The sequence below is a fragment of the Sporichthyaceae bacterium genome, assembly GCA_036493475.1.
In the GTDB taxonomy this organism is placed as follows: domain Bacteria; phylum Actinomycetota; class Actinomycetes; order Sporichthyales; family Sporichthyaceae; genus DASQPJ01.
The window spans coordinates 1-18,812 of record DASXPS010000039.1 but is presented as its reverse complement, the minus strand read 5'-3'; the positions used below and the strand labels follow the sequence as shown (position 1 = coordinate 18,812).

16 protein-coding genes are annotated in these 18,812 nt (G+C 71.0%); 6 read left to right on the top strand and 10 right to left on the bottom strand.

The features are described 5' to 3' along the window. Positions 1 to 762 (bottom strand): histidine kinase dimerization/phospho-acceptor domain-containing protein (locus tag VGJ14_04510; protein HEY2831664.1); only part of this gene is annotated, 762 nt, incomplete at its 3' end. Beyond that, on the bottom strand, positions 759 to 1,415 hold the full coding sequence (locus VGJ14_04505) for a response regulator transcription factor (protein ID HEY2831663.1): 657 nt from the start codon (positions 1,413 to 1,415) through the stop codon (positions 759 to 761). The genes VGJ14_04505 and VGJ14_04510, both read right to left, overlap by 4 nt. Before the next feature lie 181 nt (positions 1,416 to 1,596). Between VGJ14_04505 and VGJ14_04500 the strand changes: the two genes are divergently transcribed. From VGJ14_04500 to VGJ14_04480, 5 genes are all read left to right on the top strand, one after another. After that, positions 1,597 to 2,862, top strand: a complete 1,266-nt coding sequence (locus VGJ14_04500; GenBank protein HEY2831662.1) for an efflux RND transporter periplasmic adaptor subunit — start codon at positions 1,597 to 1,599, stop codon at positions 2,860 to 2,862. A 1-nt stretch (position 2,863) separates the two neighbouring features. Beyond that, positions 2,864 to 3,625, top strand: coding sequence for an ABC transporter ATP-binding protein (locus VGJ14_04495; protein HEY2831661.1), 762 nt, complete (start codon positions 2,864 to 2,866; stop codon positions 3,623 to 3,625). Then, positions 3,622 to 4,860, top strand: coding sequence for an ABC transporter permease (locus VGJ14_04490; GenBank protein HEY2831660.1), 1,239 nt, complete (start codon positions 3,622 to 3,624; stop codon positions 4,858 to 4,860). The genes VGJ14_04495 and VGJ14_04490 overlap by 4 nt, the downstream gene beginning before the upstream one ends. A 66-nt stretch (positions 4,861 to 4,926) precedes the next feature. Continuing rightward, positions 4,927 to 5,874 carry a DUF5666 domain-containing protein gene (locus VGJ14_04485; protein HEY2831659.1) on the top strand — a complete coding sequence of 316 codons (948 nt, stop codon included), beginning with the start codon at positions 4,927 to 4,929 and terminating at the stop codon, positions 5,872 to 5,874. 44 nt (positions 5,875 to 5,918) lie between these two features. Next, on the top strand, positions 5,919 to 7,517 hold the full coding sequence (locus tag VGJ14_04480) for an efflux RND transporter periplasmic adaptor subunit (protein HEY2831658.1): 1,599 nt from the start codon (positions 5,919 to 5,921) through the stop codon (positions 7,515 to 7,517). A 72-nt stretch (positions 7,518 to 7,589) separates the two neighbouring features. Here VGJ14_04480 and VGJ14_04475 read toward each other — a convergent pair whose 3' ends face one another. Genes VGJ14_04475 through VGJ14_04445 form a run of 7 tightly spaced genes read right to left on the bottom strand, consistent with a single transcriptional unit; the run spans position 7,590 to position 17,101 of the window. Next, positions 7,590 to 8,828 (bottom strand): 2Fe-2S iron-sulfur cluster-binding protein, encoded by a 1,239-nt coding sequence (locus VGJ14_04475; GenBank protein ID HEY2831657.1) that lies wholly within the window; start codon positions 8,826 to 8,828, stop codon positions 7,590 to 7,592. Then, positions 8,825 to 9,706 (bottom strand): FAD binding domain-containing protein, encoded by an 882-nt coding sequence (locus tag VGJ14_04470; GenBank protein HEY2831656.1) that lies wholly within the window; start codon positions 9,704 to 9,706, stop codon positions 8,825 to 8,827. Before VGJ14_04470 ends, VGJ14_04475 begins: the two co-directional genes overlap by 4 nt. A 6-nt stretch (positions 9,707 to 9,712) precedes the next feature. Further along, positions 9,713 to 10,492 carry an enoyl-CoA hydratase/isomerase family protein gene (locus VGJ14_04465; protein HEY2831655.1) on the bottom strand — a complete coding sequence of 260 codons (780 nt, stop codon included), beginning with the start codon at positions 10,490 to 10,492 and terminating at the stop codon, positions 9,713 to 9,715. Between the two features lie 36 nt (positions 10,493 to 10,528). Then, the gene (locus VGJ14_04460) at positions 10,529 to 12,952 is read right to left on the bottom strand and encodes a xanthine dehydrogenase family protein molybdopterin-binding subunit (protein ID HEY2831654.1); all 2,424 of its coding nucleotides are present in this window, start codon (positions 12,950 to 12,952) and stop codon (positions 10,529 to 10,531) included. After that, positions 12,945 to 14,471 (bottom strand): AMP-binding protein, encoded by a 1,527-nt coding sequence (locus tag VGJ14_04455; GenBank protein ID HEY2831653.1) that lies wholly within the window; start codon positions 14,469 to 14,471, stop codon positions 12,945 to 12,947. The genes VGJ14_04460 and VGJ14_04455 overlap by 8 nt, the downstream gene beginning before the upstream one ends. 29 nt (positions 14,472 to 14,500) lie before the next feature. Continuing rightward, positions 14,501 to 16,501, bottom strand: a complete 2,001-nt coding sequence (gene ftsH / locus VGJ14_04450; GenBank protein HEY2831652.1) for an ATP-dependent zinc metalloprotease FtsH — start codon at positions 16,499 to 16,501, stop codon at positions 14,501 to 14,503. 15 nt (positions 16,502 to 16,516) lie between these two features. Next, positions 16,517 to 17,101, bottom strand: a complete 585-nt coding sequence (locus VGJ14_04445) for a TetR family transcriptional regulator (GenBank protein HEY2831651.1) — start codon at positions 17,099 to 17,101, stop codon at positions 16,517 to 16,519. A gap of 93 nt (positions 17,102 to 17,194) precedes the next feature. Here VGJ14_04445 and VGJ14_04440 point away from each other — a divergent pair, with 93 nt between their 5' ends. After that, positions 17,195 to 17,935: an SDR family oxidoreductase gene (locus VGJ14_04440; GenBank protein ID HEY2831650.1), complete on the top strand. Its 741-nt coding sequence runs from the start codon at positions 17,195 to 17,197 to the stop codon at positions 17,933 to 17,935. A 14-nt stretch (positions 17,936 to 17,949) separates the two neighbouring features. On the opposite strand, the gene VGJ14_04435 is transcribed toward VGJ14_04440, so the two are convergent. Beyond that, positions 17,950 to 18,657, bottom strand: coding sequence for an alpha/beta hydrolase (locus VGJ14_04435; GenBank protein HEY2831649.1), 708 nt, complete (start codon positions 18,655 to 18,657; stop codon positions 17,950 to 17,952). Positions 18,658 to 18,812 lie beyond the last annotated feature (155 nt).

Sequence of the window (18,812 nt, the reverse complement as noted above, 5' to 3'; positions counted from 1 at the left end):
AACCGGGACCCGTTCGGTGATTTCGTTCTCGCTGTCGGCGAGGGTCAGCAGGCCGTTGATCAGTCGCTCGTGCCGGGCGTTCACCGAGAGCAGCGACTCGCCGAGGTCGACGAGCTGCGACGGCGCGCCGGCCCGGGTGATCGCCACCTCGATGAGAGCGCGGTTGATGGCCAGTGGGGTGCGCAGCTCATGGGAGGCGTTGGAGACGAATCGGCGCTGCCCGTCGAAGGAACGGTCGAGGCGCTCCAGCATCGCGTCGAAGGTGTCGGCGAGTTCTTTCACCTCGTCCTGAGGCCCCGTCAGCGCGATCCGTTCGTGCAGTCCGGGCGCGGAGCGCGGGCCGCCGGCGATGCGCTTGGCGGTGGCGGTGATGTGCGCGACCGGGCTGAGCGCGCGGCCCGCCATCAGCCACCCGGCGATACCGGCGAGCACGCCGACGATGATCAGCGCCAACGCGCCGCGGCTGAGCAGGGTGTCCAGGGTCTCGCGGCGGTAGTTCGCCTGGTCCGAGCGGAGCAGGTCCGAGGCCTGGGACAGCGGCACGTTGCGTCCGTCGGCCAGGGTGGCGGTCTGGTTGGGGTCGGGCGGGCCCTTGGGGTTCTGGAAAAAGCCACCGGGCGCGGAACGGTGGTCGAGGGACTGCGCGACCAGGACATAGGTGACGGTGAGCAGCACCGCGCCGGCGAGCAGGAACGAGGTCGCCCACAGCACGGTCAGCCGTACCCGCAGGGTCCATCGGCTGGGTGCGAACCGTGCGGTCACGGGAGGCGGTACCCCACGCCGGCGACGGTCTCGATGACCTGCTGCTCACCGAGCTTGCGGCGCAGCTTCATCATCGTCACCCGCACGACATTGGTGAACGGGTCGATGTTCTCGTCCCACACCTTCTCCAGCAACTGCTCGGCCGAGACGACGGCACCGTCGGCGCGCATCAACTCGGCCAGCACACCGAACTCGCGGTTGGACAGAGCGACGTAGGTGCCGTTGCGGTAGACCTCACGGCGTGCCGCGTCGAGCTTGAGCCCGGCCCGTTCCAGCACCGGCGGTGCCGCGACTCCGGCGCGGCGCCCGAGCGCGTGGACCCGGGCGGCGAGTTCGACGAAGGCGAAGGGCTTGGCGAGGTAGTCGTCCGCGCCCAGGCGCAACCCGGTCACCCGGTCGTCGACGGCCGAGGCCGCGGTCAGCATGAGCACCCGGGTGGCCGCACCGGAGTCCACGATCGCGCGGCAGACGTCGTCGCCGTGCACGATCGGCAGGTCCCGGTCCAGCACGACGACGTCGTACTCGTTCACCCCGAGGCGTTCCAGGGCGGCGTCACCGTCGTAGGCGACGTCGATGGCCAGGGCGTCGCGACGCAGCCACTCCGCAATGGAATCCGCGAGCAGCGGCTCGTCCTCGACCACCAGTACCCGCATCGTCGCTCTCCCCCGGATTGTGGACGGGCCGCCCGTTCGGCGGCCCGCAGGTCCAAGAGTGCCGCGCCGGATATAACGCCGGCGTAACCGCCAACGGTTACGCCCAGGTTATGCCCCGCCGCGTTTCCTTCTATCAACGCGAGGCGAACGACCGCCCGCAGACGAGCTGGGGGACTGAGACGTGTTGGGACTGAAGGAGCGAACCAAGCCCGGTGGGCTGCTGCCGGGGCAGCGAGCCCCGGAGTTGTCGTGGGCGCCGACGCGGGCGAGGACGACCCGTCGGCGTCGTCACCGCGTGATGTCCGCCGGGTTGGTGGTGCTGCTGGCCGCCGGCGGGACCGGCGCGTGGGCGCTGACCCGCGGCGGTGGCACTGCCGCCGCGGCCGGTGCCACCTCGGTGGTGCAGACGGTCTCCGCGCAGACGATCGAGCAGTCCGTGAACGCGTCGGGCACCATCGACCCGGCCAAGGTCGCCGATGAGTCCTTTGCGGTGGCCGGCCAGATCACCTCGGTGAAGGTGGCCGTGGGCGACACCGTCCGCAAGGGCCAGGTGTTGGCCGTGGTCAACGACGACGACCTGCAGCGGGCGGTGGACGTCGCGCAGGCCAATAAGGACTCGGCCGCCGCGCAGCTGACGGCCGCGCAGGACGCGTCGGCCTCGGCGACCCAGATCGACTCGGCCAAGTCCCAGTTGGCCACGGCCGAGGACAAGCTGGCCTCCGCGCAGGACGATCTCGCCAACGCGACGTTGAAGGCCACCATCGCCGGCACCGTCGCCTCGGTCAGCATCGCCAAGGGCGACCGGGTCTCCGGTTCGGGCGGCGGCGGTGGGTCCTCGGCGTCCGGTACGTCCTCGGCCCAGGTCGAGATCGTCGGCACCACCTCGTGGGAGGTCGACGCGTCGGTCTCCGGCACCGATCTGTCCAGCATCAAGAAGGGTCAGCAGGCGCGGATCATCCCGAGCGGCGCGACCCAAGCGATCTTCGGCACGGTTTCCTCGGTCGGCGTGGTCGCGTCCACGGCGTCGGGTGGCTCGTCCACGTTCCCGGTGACCATCAAGGTCACCGGCTCCCCCACCGATCTGCACCCCGGTGAGACGGCGACCGTCGTCATCGTCACCGAATCGGTGCCCGACGTGTTGGCCGTGCCGACCGCGGCGCTGCGTCAGGAGAACGGGGAGACCGTGGTGACCAAGGTGGTCGACGGCAAGGACACGACCGTGCCGGTGGTCGTGGGCACCGCCTACGGCGCCAGTACCCAGGTGACCTCGGGCCTGTCCGCGGGCGACCAGGTGCGGGTGACGGTGAACCGGGCCGGCGCGGCCGGCGGCAACCGCACCGGCGGTACCCGGACCGGCGGTTTCACCGGCGGCACCACCCTGCCTGCCGGCGGCTTCCCGAACGGCGGCACCCCTCCGACCGGCGCCGGTTTCGGCGGGGGTAACTGAGATGACCGCCGCGATCCTCGAGCAAGCCAGATCTGACTGGGCGTCGGCCGCCGTGCCGATCCTGCAGATGGATGGCATCCGCAAGATGTATGACTCCGGGCCGGTGTCGGTAGAGGCCATCCGTGGCGTCGACCTGATGGTGCAGGCCGGCGAGTACGTGGCGATCACCGGACCGTCCGGCTCGGGCAAGTCCACCCTGATGCACATCCTGGGTTGCCTGGACATCCCCACCGCGGGCACGTACTCCCTCGCCGGGATCGACGTCTCCGCGATGGACGAGACCGCGCTGGCCGCGGTGCGCAACGAACGGATCGGTTTCGTGTTCCAGCAGTTCCACCTGCTGCCCACGCTGTCCGCCTGGCGCAATGTGGAGTTACCACTGATGTACAGCGGCGTTTCGCGGCCCGAGCGCAAGGCCCGCGCCCTGAAGTCGCTGGAGCACGTCGGCCTGGGTGACCGGGTCGACCACCGCCCCGGTGAGCTCTCCGGTGGTCAGCAGCAGCGCGTCGCCGTGGCCCGCGCGCTGGTCACCGAACCGGCGCTGATCCTGGCCGACGAGCCCACCGGAAACCTGGACTCCAAGTCCACCGAGGACGTGCTCGCGCTGATCGCTGACCTGCACGCGTCGGGGCGCACCATCGTGCTGATCACGCACGACACCGAGGTGGCCGCGGCTGCACAACGCACCGTACGCATCGCGGACGGCGTGATCACCACCGACCAGTTGAACGAGAACTTTCGCTACCCGGGGGGCGTGGCATGAGCAGGTTGAAGGCACGGGACACCACGCGCACCGCGCTGGAGGCGATTCGGTCGCACCGGATGCGCTCCTGCCTGACGATGATCGGCATCCTGATCGGTATCGCGGCGGTGACCGTGACCGTCGGGCTGGGGCAGGGCGCGCAGAAGCAGGTGCGCGATTCGATCGACGCACTCGGCTCGAACCTGCTGATCGTCTCCCCGGGCTCCTCGACGACGTCCACCGGTTTCCGCGGTGGCCGGGGGTCGGCGACCACGCTGACCATTTCGGATGCGACGACCCTGTCCTCGATCCAGGTAGCGCCCGATGTGTCCGGCGTGGCGGCGGTGTCCACCACGTCGGGGAGCCTGCAGGCCGGGAGCACCACCTGGACCTCGCCCGTCTATGGCACCACTCCGTCGTATCTGACGGTGCGTGCCCGCACCCTGTCCGAGGGCCGTTTCATCACCGACGCGGACCTCGCGAACAGCAACTCGGTAATCGTGCTCGGGCCCGACACCGCGTCAGAACTGTTCTCCGGTCGCGACCCCGTCGGGGAATCGGTGACCATCTCCGGCTCCACGTTCACCGTGATCGGGGTGCTGACCGCCTCCGGCTCCACCTCCTCGACCAGCGAGGACGACGAGGTCATCATGCCGCAGAGCACGTACGCCACCCGGATCGCCTCGGGCACCAACCGGTCGTCGGTGTCCACCCTCTACGTGCAGGCGGCTTCCCGGGCACAGCTGTCCGCCGCCTACCAGGAGGTGAACGCGGCCCTGGCGACCAATCACGCGGTGACCACCGCCACCGCCGACTTCACCATCACCAGCCAGCAGTCGCTGGTCACCGCGGCGAACTCCACCAACAAGACGCTCACCGTCATGTTGGCCGGCATCGCGGCAATCTCCCTGCTGGTCGGCGGCATCGGTGTCATGAACATCATGCTGGTCTCGGTGACCGAGCGGACCAAGGAGATCGGTCTGCGCAAGTCGCTGGGCGCCACCCCGCGAGCGATCCGCACCCAGTTCCTCACCGAGGCCGGCACCCTCGGCCTCACCGGTGGCGCGCTGGGCCTGGGACTCGGCCTCGGCCTGGCCGGGGCATTGCCCTCCATGATCGACCAACCGGTGACCGTCAGCACCAGCGTGGCGCTGGGCAGTCTGGTGGTCTCCCTCGCGATCGGCGCGACGGCCGGTGTCTATCCGGCAGCCAGGGCCGCCCGACTCACCCCGATCGACGCGCTGCGTACCCCTTAGTCACGCTCGCCCGCACTGCCGCTCCATTCCTATCTGACCTTCCGTCACTTCCTACAGGAGACCACCATGTCCATGTCCTCCCTCGCTTCGCACCGCAAGGCCCTCGCCGCCGTGCCGGCCGCCGGTCTCGCCCTGGTCCTGCTCACCGGCTGCGGTGGCGGTACCTCGGCCGCCGCCTCGTCCACCGACCCGTCGAACTCGGGCAGCACCAACCCCGCCGCCACCGGCGGCGGCACCCCTGGCGGCACCCGGAACTTCCCCGGCGCCAACGGCCGGATCGCCGAGGTCACCGGCAAGACCCTGCAGGTGCAGAGCACCACCACGCAGACCGCGGTCACCTACACCGGCTCGACCAAGCTCACCCAGACGGTCAGCGCCGCCAAGTCCGACCTCGCGGTCGGCAAGTGCATCTCGGTCCGCTCGGCCGACACCGGGACGACGACCTCGACGGATAACTCCGTCCCGGTGGCCGCGTCCTCGGTCAGCATCTCCGATCCGGTCGATGGGTCCTGCACCGGCGGCTTCGGCGGGGGCGGCGGCAACCTCGGCGCCGGCTTCCCCGGGCCGGGCGCCGGTGGCCAGGCGCCGACCGGGCAGCCTCCCGCGGACGCCACCGGCCAGAGCGGCGCGGCGGGCGGGAACCCTGCCGGGCGCGGCATGGGGCCGCGGGGCGCCAACGGCACGATCACCAAGGTCGACGGTGACACGGTGACCGTGGAATCCCAGCAGCCGCAGTTCAACCAGAACACCTCCGGGTCGGCCGCCTCCACCACACCGACCATCACCACGGTCACCCGCACCGTGACACTGTCCTCGGCGACCACCTACACCAAATCCGCCTCGGCGTCCTCCGCCGATCTCAAGGTCGGTAAGTGCGTGGCCGCGCTGGGCACCACCGGCACCGACGGGACGCTGACCGCGACCTCGATCGCGCTGAGCCCGGCTCAGAACGGCACCTGCAGCGCCGGCTTCGGCGGCCGCGGCAACGGCGCCGCTGCGACCACCACTTCCTGATTCTGCGTCAGTCCACCGACCCGATCGTCCGAAAGGCGTGTCCCATGTTGTCCTGCGCTCTGCTCCGTGGCCGTAAGGCAGTCCTGCTGCGCCGCGGCGTGCCGATTGCCCTCGGCGGTCTGGTCATCACCGGTGCCGGCGTGGCCTACGCCGACCACGGCGACAGCGGCCCGGCCTATCGGACCGCTTCGGCCTCCGTCGGCGAGGTGGATCAATTGGTGACGCTGACCGGCACAGTTTCCAAGCTGACCCAGCAGGACGCCTCGTTCGGGGTGTCCGGCACCGTCAAGAAGGTCGAGGTGGCCGTCGGCGACAAGGTCAGCCCCGGCGACACCCTCGCCACGCTGGACACCACCGACCTGGACGCCGCGGTCACCGCGGCCAAGGCGACCCTGGCCAGGGCCAAGGCCCAGTTGGAGACCGACGAGGCGGCCGACGACGACTCGACGTCGACGAGCACCAACGCGACGCCCTCCGCCATCGCGTCGCCGGCGCCGAGCATCGGCTCCGGCGACATCGACCTGGCCAAACCGACCAACGCCGTGGTCTCCGCGCTGGCCATCGCCACCGCGGACCTGCAGAAGGTCACCGACGCCATCACGGCTCGGGACGCCGCCTGTGCCCCGGTGTTGAACAGCGGGAGCGACGGCAGCGGGACCACGCCGGCAACCGAGAGCGGCACGCCGAGCTCCGCGCAGCTGCAGTCCTGCATCGACGCCATGACAGCGGTGAGCGACCTGCAGAGCCACGTCGCCACCGACCAGGCCGCCGCGCAGACCGCGCAACTCGCGCTCTCCGCCGCTATGGACCACGCGGTGGCCGCGATCGAGACCCTAGCCACCTCGGCTGCCACCACCGCCACCGCCACCGACAGCACGTCCGGCACCGCCGGTGGCGGCCGGCAGGCCGTCAACGCCGTCGACCAGGCCGCACAGATCGCGGTCGACAACGCCTCGGTCCTTTCCGCGCAGGCCGCGCTGGACTCGGCGAACGAGAATCTGGATGAGGCGGTGCTGACCGCCCCGATCGACGGCGTCGTCGGCACGGTGGGGATCACCAAGGGCTCGACCGCCGCCACCAGCAACACCATCACGATCCTGGGCAACGGCGCGGTGACGGTGACCCTCAACGTGCCGCAGGCGACCGCGGCCAAGCTGAAGAAGGGCATGGCGGCGAAGGTCACCGCGGACGGGGCGGGCGCGGCGTCGGACGGGACCGTCGACTCCATCGGTGTGATGCCGAGCAGTTCGACCGGCTCCAGCACCTACCCGGTGGTCGTGGTCGTCAACAACCCGCCCGATGGGCTGGCCGAGGGTGCCGCCGCCACGGTGGCCATCACGCTCAAGGCGGTCGACAACGCCGTGACCGTGCCCAACTCGGCGGTGACCGCTACCGGCTCCGGCGCGACCGCTTACGTGACCTTGGTCCAGAACGGCCAAGCGGTGCGCCAGACCGTCACCACCGGCGCTGTCGGTGCCACCCTCACCCAGATCCTCACCGGGGTGACGGCCGGTCAGACGGTGGTCCTGGCCGACGCCTCGGCCGACGTGCCGGCCTCATCCACCACCGCCAACACCGGCGGCGGAAACTTCCCAGCCGGCGGCTTCCCCGGCGGCGGCCCCGGCAACGGCCAACGCAATTAGACCTTGGTAGCGAAATGACCCCGCCCACCGACCGGCGACCCCTCCGTGCGGACCCTCGCCGCTGACGAGGCGTCAGAGCCGGAACCGGGTGCGAACAGCATGTCGCAACGTGGCAAGGCGACGGCGGAATGCGGCACGCGCCACACCGGCACCGATCGCCAGCGGGCTGGCCCCGGCCGTCGGCGGGGGCGTGCTGCCCGAGCGGGCGGTCTCGTCGACCGCCTCGGCGAATTGCTCGAACAGCCGCTGGCTGACGTCCCCGGCCAGAGCCCGGCCGAATTGGGCGATGCGGCCGGACAGGAAGACCCGGGCATCGGCGTGCAGCCGGGTCCCGCCGGCCGCGATGGGATCGGCCCGCAGGACGATCTCGGCCGTGGTGCGGTTCCCCCCGGTGTCGGCACCCCGGGCGAGCAGTTCCAGCCGGTGGTCCGCGACGTCCCGCACCGTGACCCGGGCGAGCCCGTCGAACGCCAACCGGATCGGCCCCAGTCCCACCGCAACGCGACCGCGGTAGGTGTCCGCGCCGAGCGTGGCGGTCAGCACCGCCCCGGGGAGGCACCGGGCCAGCCGCTCGACGTCGTTCAGCACGGCCCACACGTCCTGGACCGGACTGCTCAGCTCGCGGGCCACCGCCACCGTGACGGTGGGCGTGCCGGTGGGCCGCTGGATCGCCTCCGGAACGCGCGCGGCCTCGGCGTCGATCTCCGGCGACGGTGCGGACGAACCCGTGCCGGCCACCGATCCGCCGCCGGTGCCGCCTCGCCCGACGATGGTGCGGGCGGTGCAGTTGCCCGGGGCGGGGACGCCATCGGGGTAGGCCCGGGCCACGTCCGCGACCGCGGCCAGGATTCCCCGGTAGCCGGTGCACCGGCACAGCACGCCGGACAGCTCCGCGGGGAGCGTGTCGGGATCGACGCCACCGCGCGCGAGCAGGTCGTAGGAGCTGAGCAGGAAGCCGGGCGTGCAGAAGCCGCACTGCAGCGCGTGGTGGTGGCTGAACGCGCGTTGCAACGGATGCTGCTCGTCTGGAGTGCCGAGGCCCTCGACCGTGACGACCTCGGTGCCCTCGGCCTGCACGGCGAGGATGAGGCATGACCGGGCGGCGTCGCCGTCCACGAGCACGGTGCACATGCCGCAGACGCCGTGCTCGCAACCGAGGTGAGTGCCCGTCAGGCCGAGGCTGTTGCGCAACGCGTCAGCGAGGTGCATCCGAGTGGGCACCGTCACGGTCACGGGCGAGCCGTTCACCGTGAATCGGACCTCGACGAGCGCGTCAGCGGCGATCTTCACCGCGGGCTGTCCCGTGGTCATGACTGGCCTGCCCGGGATCGGCGCAATGCCCGGGCGAGTTCGCGGGCGGCGAGGACGGCGAACAGCCGGCGGCGGTAGGCGCGCGAGCCGTGGCCGTCACCGACGGTGTTCACGACCTCGCGGGCGAGGTCATCGGTACCGGCGCGCAGGGCGGCCTCGCTGTCGGTCTTCTCGGCGGCGGACGCCACCAGCCCCGTCACATCGCGGGTGACCGGGCGGTCGGAGACCCCGAAGCCGGTGATCGTCGCGTCCAGCACCTGTCCCTGCGCCGAGCGGACCCGGCTGACGACGCCGGCCAGTGCGAAGTCGCCGTGCCGGCGGGCGATCTCGGCGAAGCCGAAACCCTCACCTGCCGCGGCCACCGGAAAGTTCACCGCGACCACGATCTCGTCCGGGCCCACGGTCGTGGTCATCGCGCCGGCGAAGAAATCCGCGGCGGGCACGCTACGCCGCCCCGTGGGTCCCGCGATCTCCAGAGTCGCTCCCAGGCACGAGGCCACCGCGGGCAGCTCGGCACCCGGATCGGCGTGCGCCAGACTGCCGCACACCGTGCCGCGGCTGCGCAGCTCCCGGTGACCGACGAACGGCAGCGCCAGACCGAGCAGCGGGACGGCCGCGGCGACGCGGTCGCGCTCTGCCTGACGCTGCGTCACGGTTGCGCCGATCCGCAGCGTTTCCTGCGCGCGGTCGATGCCGTCCAGCCCGGCCACGGCGTTGATGTCCACCAGCGTCCCGGGCCGGCTCAGCCGCATGGCCAGCACCGGGAGCAGCGACTGGCCGCCCGCCAGGATCTTGCCGCTGCCCGCGGCGGCCGCGAGCTCGTCGATCGCGTCGTCCAGGGTGGTGGGCCGGACGTAGGCGAAGGCGACCGGTTTCACCGCGGCTCAGCGTCCCGTGAAGTGCGGCTTGCGCTTCTCGGCGAACGCCTTCACGCCCTCGGCGAAGTCCTGGGTCCCGCGCAGCATCGCGTACGCCTTGCGCTCCAGCTCGATGCCCGTGTACAGCGGCCCGTCGACGCCGCGGTCAAGCACCTCCTTGGCGGTGCGCAGGGCCGCGGGTGAGAAGGCGACCAACGTGGTCACCAGTTCCTCGACTGCCGCCTCCAGCGCCTCGCGGTCGGCATGCAGTTCCGCGACCAGGCCCCAGTCGTGGGCCGCCGCCGCGCGGATCCGCTTCGCGGTGAGGATGTGGTACTTCGCCCGGGACAGTCCGATCAGCCGGGCCAGGCGCTGCGTGCCGCCGCTGCCGGGAATCATCCCGAGGTTCAGCTCGGGCAGCGCGAACTCGCTGCGTTCGGTGGCCAGGCGGATGTCGCAGGAGAGCACGAGTTCCAACCCGACGCCGAAGCAGTAGCCGTCGATGGCCGCCACCACCGGCTTGGGGCTGCGCGATGGCGCGGTGATGTCGTGGCCGAGCGCGGTGAGATCGATGGGGTCCACCTCCATGAACCCGGCGATGTCACCGCCGGAGGTGAAGTGCTTGCCATCCGATCGCACGACCACGGCGCGCACCCGCTCGTCACGGTCGATCTCGGCGAACCGCTCAGCCATCTTGGCCCGCATCTGCATCGTCACGACGGTGTACCCGCCGTGCGAGAGGGTGAGGTAGGCGACCTGACCGTCGTGGCCGTGATCGAGAAGGACGTCGCCACCGGTGGTGGGCATGTGCGGCTCCTGAGGATGTGCGTGAGATTCGGAAGTTCAGGCCGGGCGCTCGAGCAGGTCGTGCAGCACGCTGCCGTGCAGCGGCAGCCGGTCGATCGAGATGCCGCGGGGTGACAGAGCGTCAGAAATGGCGTTGGCCAACGCCACCGGGAAGCTCATCGAGCTGCCCTCGGCGCAACCCTTCGCGCCCAGCGGCGTCAGCGGCGAGGGCGAGGGGACGTGATCGGTGACGAGCGGGAAGGTGGCCTCGGCCGAGGTGGGGCACAGGTAGTCCAGGAACGTCGCCGCGGTCGGTTGGCCGTCCTCGGAGTAGGTGAACTCCTCGAACAGCGCGCCGCCGAGGGCATGGGTGAGCGCCCCGTGGACCTGCCCGTCGAGCAGCGTCTGATTCAGCACGGTGCCGGCGTCATGCACGCTCGAGACTCGGTCGATGGTGATCTGCAGGGTGTCCGGGTCGATGTGTACCGCGACCACCTCGGCCACGAATCCGTAGCAGAGACTGGAGTTGATGGTGTCGTCGGGCGCCGCCGCCCTGGACTGTGGCGGGGAGAAGACGCCCTCTTCGTAGAGCCGCGCCGCGGTGCCCTCGGGCAGCGCGCCCGGGTCCCAGTGCACGAGGCCGGCCGCGTGGCGGAACAGCACCGAGCGCGAAGGATCCGCCGTGGTGCGCACCGTGCCCTCCGCGAGCTCGAGGGAGTCCGCGTCGACGCCGAGCAGCGCGCTGCCGGCCGCGCGCAGGGTGGCCGCGATCCGGTCGCAGGCGTCCACCACCGCGCTGGTGACCAGCGGCGCGAAGCGCGAGGAATAGCTGCCGGAGGTGACGGTCCACGGCGTGGCGGCCGTGTCCATCTCGACCACCACCCGCACCGCGTCCGGGGCCAGCCCAAGGCGGGCAGCAGCGACCTGACGGGCCGTCGTGGCATGGCCCTGACCCTGCGGCACGCTGCCCAGCAGCACGGTCACGACGCCCTGCACATCGACGCTGACCCGGACGTGCTCGGCGGAGCCGGACTTGTCCCGCCCCGGCGGGCGTTCCTGCGCAGGGGTGGCCAACCCGACGTAGCCGATGTTGGTGCCGGACGGGTCGACGACGGTGGCCACGCCGATGCCGTAGTACTCCCCGCGCCCGCGGGCCTCGCTCTGCCGGCGGCGAAGCTCGTCCAGATCGGCGCTGTTCACCGCCAGCAGCAGCGCCCGCTCGTAGTCCCCCGAGTCGTAGACGCCGCCGGTCGGGGTCCGGTAGGGGAAGGCGTCGGCCGGCACGAGATTGCGCCGGCGCACCTCCACCGGGTCCAGACCCGTACGCGCGGCCACCGCGTCCATCAGTCGCTCGAGGCCGAAGTACAGCTGCTGCCCGCCGAAGCCTCGATTCAGGCCGGTGGGCATCGTGTTGCTGACCACGGCCCGCGCCCGGAGCTCGACCGCCGGGATGCGGTACGCCCCGGTGAGGTTGCCGTAGCACCGGTAGAGGGTGCTGGGCTCGGGCGGACGCAGGTAAGCGCCGACGTTGTCGACGAGGTCCGCGCGCAGCGCCGTGACCATCCCCTCGGCGTCCACCGCCGCCTCGAAGCGCATGGAACGGTCCGCACCCGCGGAACTGGCCAGCAGGTGCTCGATGCGGTCCTCGCTCCAGCGCACCGGGGTGCGGGCATGCCGGGACGCGAGCGCCAACAGGACCACGTAGGGGTAGATGCCGGCCTTGATGCCGAAACTGCCCCCGATGTCGGCGGGTACATGCAGGCGCAGGCGGGAGGTCGGGATGCCCAGCGCCCCCGCCATCACCGGCACCATCGTGAACGGGCCGTGAAAGTTGGCCCAGGCCTCCACCGCCGGGCCGTCGGCGTCCTCGCGCCAGTCGGCCACGACGGAGTAGCACTCCATCGGCACCGAGGAGTACCGCGGGAATTTGTACTCCCCGGTGACAACGTGCTCGGCCGCGGCGAAGACCGCTTCGATGTCACCGAACCGGAAGGTTCGGTCGGTGGCGACGTTGGACCCGTTCTCCTCGTGCAGCAGCGCAGCGCCCTCGGCCAGCGCCGGTTGCACCCCGACCACGGCGTCGAGCAATTCGTAGTCGACCTCGACCAGCTCAGCGGCGTCCTCGGCCACGAACCGGTCAGTGGCCACCACCACGGCGACCGGTTCGCCGACGTAGCGGACCTTGTCGGTGCCGGTGGGGTAGTAGGGCATGTGCGTCGGCACCGACAGCGGGAACGGCCGGAGTTGCGCGCGGACCTCGTCCGGGCCGATGACCGTGGTGACGCCGGGATGGCGTCGGGCGCGTTCGAGGTCGACGCGGGTGATGCGGGCGTGGGGGTGGGGGCTGCGCACGATGGCGGCGGTGAGCGTTCCGGGCAGCGGGTCGAGGTCGTCGAGAAAGCGACCCAGCCCGGTGAGCAGCGGGGCGTCCTCCACCCGGCTGGGAATCCAGCGTTCCGGGGCACCGGTGGGCTCAGACACGGTCGGCCTCGAGGTCGAGCTCGACGATGGCCTCGTAGTCGCCGGCGGTCAGCGTTCGTCGCAACGTCTTGCCCACTGCCGAACGCGGGATGGCGGCGACGATGACGATCCGCTTGGGGCGCTTCAGCGACGGCAGTTCGTCGGCGTCGGCGATGAACCGCGCCAGGTCGGACAGCGCCGCGGCGGGGCTGACACCGTCGGCCGAAACGACGAACGCAGTGACCGCGCTGCCCCACCGCTCGTGCGGAAGTCCCACCACGCAGACGTCACCGACCGCGGCTGACCGGGCCAGAACGGCCTCGATTTCGTCCGGGTAGATGTTCTCCCCGCCCGAATTGATCATGTCGTCGACCCGGCCCGCGACCCACAGGTCGCCCTCGTCGTCCTCGGTGGCCAGGTCCCCGGTGTAGTACCAGCCGGCGCGGATTGCTTTGGCGTCGGCGTCCGGTCGGCGCCAATAGCCACCGAACGCCTCCGGGCTGGACATCGACGCGATCACCTGGCCCTGCTCGCCCGGCTTCACCAGCTGATCCGGGTCGGCGCCGGGCTCCGGGGCGATCAGGCGCAGGCGGCTGAACATGCCCGCGCGGCCGGCGCACCCCGGCTTGCCGATCCCGTCGGAGCCGATGCTGAACGTGTAGATTTCCGTGCTGCCGTAGTGATTGACCAGCACCGTTGGGCGCAGCGTCGAGGTGAGCTGTTCCGCGAGCACCGGTGCCATCGGGGCTCCGGCGTAGGCGAGCCGATCCACCGTGTCGATCGAGCCGAACCCGTCCTCGTGCAGCAGCGCGTAGTACAAGGCCGGCACCAGGTACAGCGAGGTCACCTTCTCGGCGCGGATGAGCGCCACCGACTCGGCCGGATCAACCCTCGCCTGCGGCACCCAGGTGCCCCCGCACACCACGCTGGCCAGCAGCGTGCGCAGGCCCATGGTGTGGAACATCGGCATCACGCCGAGCACCACCTCACCCGCGCGCAGCTGGGTCTGGGCGATCTGCGCGACCGCCGCCGAGTGCTCGGCCCGGTGCGAGCGCGGGACGCCCTTGGGCTTCCCGGTGGTGCCGGAGGTGTACAGCATCACGCTGACCTCCTCCTCGGGCACGGCGATGCCCAGAGCGTGGTCGGGCTGGTTCGGGTCCTCGAACTCGGCGACGTCGCGCTGGGGCACCGACGTGCCGGTCTGCCCGGCCGCCGCCGCGGTCTCGTCGTCGGTGACGAGCAAAACGGGTTCGGCGTCGGCGAGGCAGTACGCCAGCTCGGCCGGCCCGAGCCGGGTGGACAGCGGCACCGAGACGGCACCGAGCTTCTGGGTGGCCAGGTGCAGACTGGCCAGTGGCTCGCCGCCGGACAGGCTGAACGCGACCCGGGCGCCGGGCACGACGCCGAGGTGGGCCATCCGCCGGGCCAGCCGGTTGGTGTGCGCATCCCACTGCCGGTAGGTCATCGGGGACGGACCGCCCACGGCCACCCGATGCGGGTGCCGCTCGGCGGCCCACGCCAGCGCGGTGACCAGGTCCAACGCATCACTCCCGGGCTCAGCGCGCCAGTTTAGTTCTGGGCGGCCAACGTCCCCGCCGCGGTCTCGTGCGGGATGCCCGCGGCGGCATACGCCGCGACCTCGTCGAGGGTTTCGGTCTCCACCAGGGTGTGTGCCAGACGGTCGAGCTGGGCTCGGTGCTCCTGCAGCGTGCGCACCGCCTCGGCGTAACACTCCTCGATGATCCGGCGCACCTCGATGTCCACGAGTTCCTTGGTGGCCGGCGCCACCCCGTCCAGGCCGAGCGGGTTCTCCTCCCCCGGCCCGGGCAGCACCGACACCGGACCGATGGCGGCGGACATGCCCCAGCGACCGACCATCTGACGGGCGATGCGGGTGGCCTGCTCGAGGTCGCTCTCCGCCCCGGTGCTCACGTCGGCGTACACGACCTCCTCGGCGGCCCGACCACCCAACGCTCCGACGATGCGCCCGCGTAGGTAGTCGACGGAGTAGCCGTAGCGGTCGGCGATCGGGCTCTGGAAGGTGACGCCGAGGGCGTGCCCGCGCGGAATGATCGACACCTTGCGGACCGGGTCCGCGCCGGGGGTCAGCATGCCGAGCAGGGCGTGGCCGGACTCGTGGAACGCGGTGCGTTCCTTCTCCTCCGGGGAGAGCATGATGCCGCGTGCGGTACCCAGCAGCACCTTCTCCAACGCGTCACCGAAGTCGTTGGCGGAGACCGCGTCGTGGTTGCGGCGCGCCGCCAGCAGCGCGGCCTCGTTGATCAGGTTCTTCAGGTCCGCCCCGACCATGCCGGGCGTGGACGCCGCCACCGCGTCCAGGTCGACGTCTAGGCCCAGCGGGACGCTGCGCGCGTGCACGTCGAGGATCGCCCGCCGCCCGGCCTGATCCGGCGGGTTGACGATGACCCGACGATCGAAGCGACCCGGCCGCAGCAAGGCCGCGTCCAGGATCTCCGCGCGGTTGGTGGCCGCCAGCACCACCACACCCTCGCTGCCGGTGAACCCGTCCATCTCGGTGAGAATCTGATTGAGCGTCTGTTCGCGTTCGTCGTGCCCACCCAGTGCGCTGGCGCCGCCGCGGGCCCGGCCGATGGCGTCCAGTTCGTCGATGAAGATGATGGCCGGCGCCACCTTCTTGGCCTGGTCGAACAGATCACGCACGCGGCTGGCCCCGACACCGACAATCATCTCGATGAATTCCGAGGCAGAGATGGAAAAGAACGGCACCTGCGCCTCACCGGCCACCGCCCGGGCGAGCAGGGTCTTGCCGGTGCCGGGCGGCCCGGACAGCAGCACGCCGCGCGGGATCTGCGCACCCAGCCGCCGGTAGCGGTCCGGGTCGCGCAGGAAGTCGACGATCTCGGCGACCTCGTTCTCCACCTCGTCGATGCCGGCCACGTCGGCGAAGGTCGTCCGCGGGCCGGTGGTCGGCTCGTAGCGGACGGCCCGCGACCGTCCGATCCCACCCAGGCCGCCACCACCGGAGGCCATGCGCCGGAAGAACCAGATGCCCAGCCCGAGGAACAGCAGCGTGGGTCCCAGACCCAGCACTATGCGCTCGAAGAGGGAGGGCTTCTGATCGGGGTTGTTGGCATTGACGACCACGTTGTGCGTCTGCAGTTCGCTGAGCAGCGAGTCGGTCGCGAACGACGGGCGCTGCGTGGTGAACCGGGTGACCTGCGGCGCCTTGGGGGTGTCCGGCGGGTAGGCGACCTTGTTCGTGAACGCGCCCTGGATCGTCTCGCCGGTGGAGGTGATGTCCTTGACGTTGCCGGACTGCACCTGCTGGTTGAAGAAGGTGTAGGACACCTTGGTCCGGTTGGCCGGGCCCAGCAGCAGCGAGGACACGATCCAGTTCGCCACCAGGAACACCGCCACCAGCACCCACCATCGCGGCTGCTTGTGCGGCTGGCCCGGCGTCGTGGGTTTGGGCACGCCCTCCACCCGCCACGGCTGCGGGGTCTCCGCCACGTCCGGCGCGCGCCGTCGCCCCCGCCCCGTGCCGGGCGTGCCCGTGTCGCTCTGCCGCGTGCTGTCGGAATCGCTCACGAGATCATTGAAGTCCTACGCCGATGCGGCGGCACCAGGGGTAGTGGCAGAGCTGATCGCCGTGAGCCCATCGAGGACGATTCGCATCAGCGGCCGGGCACGGGCGTCCCACTCGTCCCGCTCGAGACGGCTCAGGTAAGCGATGAGCAGGATCACGTCCCGGGCGTCGACATCCTCGCGAACGGCTCCGGCCGCTTTGCCGGCATCGAGCAGCAGAGTGAGAGCGTCGCCGATCGGGCCTTGGCTGTGCGCGAAGAGGCGCTGCGATAGCGCTGTCTCAACGGCGGCGAGCACGCCGCGTTTGACCTCGGCGTAGTCGACCACCCGGTCGAGCCACCGAGCCAGCGCGCTCGCCGGGTCGTGCTCGGCCAGCAGGGTCGGTGCGGCGGCTACGAGCTCGTCGACGTCGCGGCGGTAGACCTCGGCGAGCAACGCCTCGCGGGTCGGGAAGTGCCGATAGAGGGTGCCCTGCCCCACTCCGGCACGTTTGGCGATGGCGTTGAGGCGCACGTCATCGGACTCCGCCAAAAAGGCTCGGGCGACCTCGATGATCCGAGCTCGGTTCGCGGTCGCGTCCGAGCGGCGAACACCGGCGCTCATCGAACCTCCCACCCACCGGACCAGACAAGCGGACACGTGTCCGCTATGGTGGAGCCCTAAGCGGACACATGTCCACTCTAACGGGAGGTACCCATGCCCGACCTCAACGACACGGTCGTCGCCATCACCGGAGCGAGCAGCGGCATCGGCGAGGCCACGGCTCGCTTACTGGCCAGCCGCGGCGCCCCGGTGGTACTCGGCGCACGCCGCCTCGAACGCATCGATGCCATCGCGCAGGACATTCGCGACGCGGGCGGCCGCGCGATCACCTGCCCCACGGACGTCACCCGAGCCGACGACCTACGGCGCCTGGTCGCTACCACCGTCGCCGAGTTCGGCCGGATTGACGTGCTCGTGAACAACGCCGGCATCGCCCCGCTCAGCCCCGTTGCCGACCTCGACACCGAGGGGTGGGCGGCCATGATCGATGTCAATCTCCGTGGCGTGCTGCACGGCATCGCCGCCGCTCTCCCGGCGTTCCGCACGCAGGGTCGTGGCCACCTGGTGACCACCGTGTCCACGGCCGGCCTGACCATCTCCCCCACCATGGCCGTCTACGCCGCGACCAAGAACGCCGTGCGCACCTTGCTGGAAGGCCTGCGCCAGGAGTCGACCGATGGCACGCTGCGCGTTACCGCCATCTCGCCGGGCTACGTCCAGACCAACCTCGCCGACTCCATGCCGGACCAGACCATCAGAGCGCAGATCCGCGAGAACATGCGCGCGCGCGCCATCCCTCCGGTGGCCGTCGCCCGCGCGGTGGCATTCGCGATCGAGCAACCTCCCGACGTCGAGATCGGAGAGATCGCCATCCGCCCAACCACCCAGGCCTAGCAGGAGCGCAACACTCACGAGCGCGGTAGCACCGCGAGCAGTTCGAGGGTGATCTCCTCCGGATGCGTGATCAGCCCGAGATGCCCGACGCCCAAGAGTCGCACCACCCGGAATCCGCGTCCGGCCACGTCGGCGGCGACGGCGTCCATCAGCGGCTGAGCGGCGCACTGCAGGTAAGTGACCGGTCGGGTCCCCAGTACTTCCTCGCTGCCCGGCGGCACCGGCTCTTCATGGGTCTTGCGGGGCATCGCCGTAGCCAGCCCGGTTATCCACCGCAGATCCGCGTCGTCCTCGACCCCCAGCGCAGAGAAATCGAAAGGCGCGACCGCCCAGGGTTCGGCGGCGGCCGTGTTCGCGAAGGCATCGCGCAGCCAGGGCAGGATGTCGAAGGCCGACTGACCGGTCTGCGGGACGAACGCGTCCACGTACACGACCTGCCCGATCCGTTCGGGGACGGCGGCGGCCACACCCGTGACTACCATCCCGCCGTAGCTGTGACCGACCAGGATCACCTCGCTCAGGTCCTCGCACCTGAGCAGGTCGACGATGTCCCCGATGTGCGTGGACAACCCGACGTCGGCCGCGGCCAGATGCCGGCGATCCCCAAGGCCGGTCAACGAGTGTGCCCACACGTCGTGTCCTGCTGCCAGCAGCCGCGGCCGGACGCGGCTCCAGCTCCAACCCCCCAGCCAGGAACCGTGGACCAGGACGAAGGTAGCCATGCCGTTGCCTCTCCGGCGGGCAGTCGGACCAGGAGCCCAAGGCTAGACTCGGCCGGCGTGACCGATCTGTTCGAGGCCGACAGGCAGATTCCGGAGCGGTTGCGTCGATTGCGTCGGGAGCGTGGGATCACCCTGGCGACCCTGGCCGAGCAGGT

Bases quoted from the DNA above. Each gene is read 5' to 3' on its own strand.
- VGJ14_04465 (HEY2831655.1), bottom strand. From the start codon at position 10,492: ATGCCCACCACCGGTGGCGACGTCCTTCTCGATCACGGCCACGACGGT.
- VGJ14_04445 (HEY2831651.1), bottom strand. From the start codon at position 17,101: ATGAGCGCCGGTGTTCGCCGCTCGGACGCGACCGCGAACCGAGCTCGG.
- VGJ14_04490 (HEY2831660.1), top strand. From the start codon at position 3,622: ATGAGCAGGTTGAAGGCACGGGACACCACGCGCACCGCGCTGGAGGCG.
- VGJ14_04435 (HEY2831649.1), bottom strand. From the start codon at position 18,657: ATGGCTACCTTCGTCCTGGTCCACGGTTCCTGGCTGGGGGGTTGGAGC.
- VGJ14_04505 (HEY2831663.1), bottom strand. From the start codon at position 1,415: ATGCGGGTACTGGTGGTCGAGGACGAGCCGCTGCTCGCGGATTCCATT.
- VGJ14_04480 (HEY2831658.1), top strand. From the start codon at position 5,919: ATGTTGTCCTGCGCTCTGCTCCGTGGCCGTAAGGCAGTCCTGCTGCGC.
- VGJ14_04440 (HEY2831650.1), top strand. From the start codon at position 17,195: ATGCCCGACCTCAACGACACGGTCGTCGCCATCACCGGAGCGAGCAGC.
- VGJ14_04495 (HEY2831661.1), top strand. From the start codon at position 2,864: ATGACCGCCGCGATCCTCGAGCAAGCCAGATCTGACTGGGCGTCGGCC.
- VGJ14_04485 (HEY2831659.1), top strand. From the start codon at position 4,927: ATGTCCATGTCCTCCCTCGCTTCGCACCGCAAGGCCCTCGCCGCCGTG.
- VGJ14_04475 (HEY2831657.1), bottom strand. From the start codon at position 8,828: ATGACCACGGGACAGCCCGCGGTGAAGATCGCCGCTGACGCGCTCGTC.